Origin of the sequence: Odoribacter sp. N54.MGS-14 (assembly GCF_000980295.1) — a bacterium.
GTDB classification, from domain to species: Bacteria; Bacteroidota; Bacteroidia; order Bacteroidales; family Marinifilaceae; genus Odoribacter; species Odoribacter splanchnicus.
Genome location: NZ_LARL01000184.1, coordinates 1 through 400 on the forward strand (window position 1 = coordinate 1; position 400 = coordinate 400).

The following is a 400-nucleotide window of genomic DNA, read 5'->3' on the forward strand; positions in this document are numbered from 1 at the left end:
CGTCAATCACCTTGATTGACAATCGACCGGAACGTTAATCGAATCATATCACCCACCGAACGTCAACTTTCGGGTGATTAGTACCACTCGGCTTTGCCGTCACCGGCTTTACACCTGTGGCCTATCAACGTCGTCGTCTACGACGACCCTGTAAGGAGATCTCATCTCGAGGCAGGCTTCGCGCTTAGATGCTTTCAGCGCTTATCCCGTCCGCGCGTGGCTACCCTGCCGTACGACTGGCGTCATAACAGGTTCACTAGCGGCGCGTCCAACCCGGTCCTCTCGTACTAGAGTCAGGACCTCTCGAATCTCCAGCGCCCACGACAGATAGGGACCGAACTGTCTCACGACGTTCTGAACCCAGCTCGCGTGCCACTTTAATCGGCGAACAGCCGAACCC

The 400-nt window shown here is 56.2% G+C and carries 1 rRNA gene; it reads right to left on the reverse strand.

From position 1 onward, the window contains the following. Window positions 1–58 precede the first annotated feature (58 nt). Window positions 59–400: ribosomal RNA gene (locus WS42_RS15015) — 23S ribosomal RNA — on the reverse strand; the annotation flags it as partial.